The sequence below is a fragment of the Vicinamibacteria bacterium genome, assembly GCA_035620555.1.
Lineage (GTDB): Bacteria > Acidobacteriota > Vicinamibacteria > Marinacidobacterales > SMYC01 > DASPGQ01.
The window spans coordinates 1-3980 of sequence record DASPGQ010000185.1 but is presented as its reverse complement, the minus strand read 5'-3'; the positions used below and the strand labels follow the sequence as shown (position 1 = coordinate 3980).

The following is a 3980-nucleotide window of genomic DNA, read 5'->3' as shown; positions in this document are numbered from 1 at the left end:
GTCTGGAAACGGCCGTCCGGGCTCGACCGGAACTAGGCGGGCAACTGGCCGGCCGCGATCGGTGATGACCACTTCTCGTCCCTTCTGGACGTCGTCCAGCAAACTGCTCAGATCCTGGCGAGCCTTTCGCACTCCCGCGGTCCGCATGGTTTACATTGTGTCACATGTAGCACTTCTGCTCAAAGTCTCCCTGCGCCATCCGTGCCATCTCGCGCGTGAGACCGCGCGAAAACCTGGATTTCTCGTAGTGATCGAGCGATAGCCGTCCGTCTCACAGGGAAGAAGCCGCCGGGCCGCCAGGGTGAAGGCAAAGGGGCAAGGGCTTTGGAGATGTCCTCCGGCCGGACCGCGAGTTTTCGGTGGAGAAACACTCTCGTTTCGAGAGGGAATCGACCGCGGCTCATGCAGCGTTTGGGGCGGCCGATTACCCTGCCGATACAGCAGCGACGTGAGACGCGGGTTTTCCCACGCGAAAGTCTTGAAACGCGCCTTACCCGCATCGATGGCGTCGCCCTTTCTAACGGCGCGCTGAGTCGAGAGCTTCAGCGGCCGCGTCGTCGACGACGCGCCGCGCCTTTCTCGTCCCCGGTTGAGCACACCGGGTCGTCGTGCGAGCGAATCCAGTCGGCGACGTGATCCCAGGCGAGAAAACCGGCGGAAGATGCCGTGGCCAGATCGATATGTCCGAAGTCGAGAAAGTCGCTCGTCGGCGGCTCGAGATCGACGAGTGTGACGGTCACGTCCGAGCTGCCTAGGAGCGTGGTGCTGAAGACACCGGACGCTCCGACTCCTCCATCAGCTCCCACGTAAAGGACGGGGGTCGTCACGCTCGACAGCGAGTCGTCGAACGGCAGCTCGATGTCACCGCAGACGACGTGCGTGGCGTCGGACAGCAACTGCAGCGGCGCCCCACCGCCGAACCTTTCGAGCCACTCGAACGCGAACGATGGTGTTACATGCGCGAGATCCACGGGAAGGCTAGTTGTGGCGTCGAAAATACCGGCGAAGAGATGATAAGCGGGGTTGTCTACGCCCGGGGGCTCCGGTGAGGGAAGGGCGAGGACGACGATGGCGACCTGCCGGTTCGTGAAGCCAGGAAAGATGGGCGATGCACCGTCAGGATCGGTCCGTGCCAGGAAACCGACCTGTGCCGCAAGGGCGTTCGTGGCGTCACGAAGAATGCCTCCGGCGAGCATGGCATCGGTGGCACGAGCCATCTCGCAGGCGCGAGCCGTCACGGCAGGATCGTCCGCCTTCACGCTCGTATCGAATGGAATCCACCCTTTGACACGGCGCCGGCCGCAGGGAAGGCTCGCTTCGCCATTCACGAAGGCGTAGCCGATGACACCACCAAGGCTGTAGCCGAGGAGATGAATGCCGCGATTCTTGTGCTTGCCGCGCTTCGATAGCGCCAGGTCGAGCGCTATCGAGACTTCATCGACTTGGCGTTGAAGCCCCCACTCACCCATGAATGCGAGGTTCTGCTCGTCGAGCGGAACCAACGACCAGGCGAGATCGATGCCCCAGACGTCGATGCCTCGTTCGGCGAGGAACACCGCCATGGACTGATCCTCGCTCTCCGCTGACGGAAACCGACCGGCAAGAAAGGTGGTGGAGAATAGGCCGGCGCTCCCATGGATCAGAAAGACGGCGTGCTCGGTGTCGTCGGACGAGAATCCCTTCGGTCGTTGTGGTCCTCTCTCACTTTCACGACTCGATGCACCCGGATCGAATCGAGCGGCGCGTCTCCGAGCGGCACCTCGAAAACGAAGTGGACAATGGAGCCATCGACGCGAGTCCGCTCGACCAGAGTTGTCCGGTGAGAAGCACCTCTCGATGCAGCCGATCCGCTGGCAAGAGTACCGAGAGAAACAAACGTCAGAAACAGGCAGACGCTTCTTATGTATGACATCGTGTCTTTCCTCATCGCTCGTTGCGTGGTCTCAACACGGCTCGACGGTAACCGAGTCGGAAGAGGAGGACACCGGGCCATATTGCGGCGATCTAAGCGATTGATTGGTCGACGGTTGCGTGCGAATATCGCCGGAGGGGGAGGAAGCGTGGATCCTCAGATCTGGCGCTTCGGCGCGTTTGAGCTCGATGGTTCTCGAGGAGAGCTACGCAAGGAGGGGCGCCGCGTCCGGCTAAAGCCCCAGCCCCTCATGGTCCTGGTCGCGCTCCTGGAGAAGCGGGGCTGCATGGTCACCCGTGACGAACTCAAGGAAAGGCTATGGGCGGAAGCGCCTGCCTACCGGACGGACGAGAACCTGAACCACGCGGTCAAACGCTTGCGTGAGGCTCTCGGTGACTCCGGCAACAACCCCCGTTTCGTGGCCACGATCCGACACAACGGCTATCGATTCTTGGCGGATGTCTCGGCGGCGGAAGTTGCGAACCATCTCGCAGAGCGGCGCGGAACCGCGAGAGAGGATCGGCACCGTGGTCGCGTCAAAGCCTATGCGGCTGGCGTTGCCGGCGCCCTCATCATTGCTATGCTTCTCGCGCTCGCCTTGCTCGATCGGCAAGATTCGGTCGACACGGCTGCGGCGTCGGTCATCCGCGCGACGCTGCCGCTCGAAGGCGAGTTGAGGCTTGGCCGTGCTCCCGGCCTTGCGCTTTCTCCGGACGGTCGAACCGTCGTCTACGCGGCCCGACGAACGCTAAACGACATGAATCTCTATATTCAAGAGCTCGCCTCGGAGACGGCTCGGATCGTGCCGGGTACGAGAGGCGCCGGCTTGCCTTTCTTCTCCCTCGACGGCGCCAAGGTGGGATTCTTCTCGACGGGCGAGAGACGGCTCATGCAAGTGGCGACCGACGGTGGGGTGCCCACGTCGTTCGGGAACCACGAGTTCGACGAGTTGCCGTTCGGTGCGACCTGGACGCCGGAAGGCGATGTCGTTCTGGCAACGTCATCGACGTCGGGCCTGGTCCGTCTCACGCCCGACGGAGGCAGGGAACCGTTGACCGTTCCCGACCGCGAGAAACGCGAGAAAGGCCACCGGCTTCCAGATGCGCTCCCCAATGGGAAAGCAATCCTCTTCACGGTCGGAACGGTCGACATCACCTCGTTCGACGACGCCTCGGTCGCCGTCGTGGACCTCGAGTCTCGCGACACGAAGATTCTCATCGAGGGCGGTACGTGCGGACGGTACAGTCCGAGCGGCCACATCGTCTATTGGCGCGAAGGCTCTTTATACGCGGTGCCTTTCGACCAGGACTGGTTGCGCGTGACGGGACCTCCGAGACCCGTCCAAGAGAACGTGATGGCCCCGCCCTACGCCGCCGCCCCGTTCGCCATCGCGAGGAACGGCACATTGGTCTTCGCACCCGGACCTCTGTGGTTTCGGACCGGACACCTCGCCTTGGTCGATCGTAAGGGTCGGGCGGAGCCGATAGCGACCGGGCTCCCTGCAAGCGGAGAGATCGCGAACGTCTCCAGCTCGCCGCGAGGCGATCGGGTCGCCTTCTCCGTGGGTGGCGCGACGGATCACATCTGGGTTCACGACTTCGAGAGGCACTCTGCTTCTCGGCTGACCTTCGCCTGGGACAATCTCTTTCCCACGTGGGCTCCCGACGGCCGCCGGCTCGCGTTCTGGTCGAACCGCGGCGGCGGCAACGGAATCTTCGTGAAGGACGTGGATACGTCGAGCGAGCCCGAGGTCCTCGTTTCTTCATCCCACACGATCTGGCCGACATCCTGGTCCTTCGATGGCCGTTTGCTGCTCTTCGAGGAGCACCGCGACGGTCGCGATTGGGATCTGCGTGTCATCGATTTCGAGAACGAACGCAGGGCGGAGACATGGCTTTCAACGCCGTTCAACGAAGGGTGGGGATTTTTCTCCCCCGACGCGCGATGGGTCGCATACGAGTCGGACGAGTCGGGACGGTTCGAGATATACGTTCGTGCATACGAGACTCCCGAGACAAAACGGCAAGTCTCGACTCGCGGTGGAATACGCCCGAGATGGGCGCCGAAC

3 protein-coding genes are annotated in these 3980 nt (G+C 62.8%); 1 reads left to right on the top strand and 2 read right to left on the bottom strand.

The window, feature by feature from the left end; translation table 11 throughout:
• The coding region (locus tag VEK15_07275) for a type II toxin-antitoxin system prevent-host-death family antitoxin (protein HXV60476.1) at positions 1–147 on the bottom strand (147 nt) is incomplete at its 3' end.
• Positions 148–542: 395 nt separating this feature from the next.
• A complete protein-coding gene (locus tag VEK15_07270; protein HXV60475.1) occupies positions 543–1562 on the bottom strand; it encodes a hypothetical protein in 1020 nt (339 codons plus the stop codon).
• 498 nt (positions 1563–2060) lie between these two features.
• On the opposite strand from VEK15_07270, the gene VEK15_07265 reads away from it, so the two are divergent.
• Positions 2061–3980, top strand: a 1920-nt coding sequence (locus tag VEK15_07265; protein ID HXV60474.1) for a winged helix-turn-helix domain-containing protein, incomplete at its 3' end; no start/stop codon positions are given.

What these genes read in the sequence shown, in the direction of transcription:
- VEK15_07270 (HXV60475.1), bottom strand. Translation starts at nt 1,562, where the DNA reads ATGGCGGTGTTCCTCGCCGAACGAGGCATCGACGTCTGGGGCATCGAT.